Origin of the sequence: Vibrio sp. 10N.222.49.C9, from assembly GCF_041474985.1 — a bacterium.
In the GTDB taxonomy this organism is placed as follows: Bacteria; Pseudomonadota; Gammaproteobacteria; order Enterobacterales; family Vibrionaceae; genus Vibrio; species Vibrio crassostreae_C.
Map to the genome: position 1 here is coordinate 1 of NZ_JBFRVD010000776.1, position 425 is coordinate 425.

1 protein-coding gene is annotated in these 425 nt (G+C 43.8%); it reads right to left on the reverse strand.

All coding sequences use genetic code 11. The features are described 5' to 3' along the window. A partial coding sequence (locus tag AB4585_RS25545; protein WP_372171586.1) for an arginine repressor occupies positions 1–404 on the reverse strand: 404 nt, incomplete at its 3' end. Positions 405–425: the final 21 nt, after the last annotated feature.

Genomic DNA, 425 nt, shown 5'->3' on the forward strand with positions numbered 1-425 from the left:
GGTATAACCAACACAGTATCATCACCGGCAATGGAGCCTAATATGGCTTTGTCTGCCTCAAAATCAATCAATCTAGCGATCAGTTGGGCACTTCCGGGCTTGGCCTTTATTACAATCATGGATTTGTTGTCTGCAACGGAATCGATCTGAGAAGCAATAGATGAATCAAACTGTATGGCGCTGGTTTCTGGTGCTAAGCAGTAAATCTTTTTACCTAGGGCGTTTGGCGCCTTGATAACCCCTAGTTGAGTCAGAAGACGTGAAACCGTTGATTGGCTGATTCCAGCAAAGCCATTTTTGATTAAGCTTTCTCGTAATTCACTCTGATTGTGAAAGCTATTTTCCTGAAGAAGACGCTTACATACGCTTTCCAATGACTTGTCTTGAGATTGAGGGTGACTCAAGGTGGCACTGCTGTGCATAGA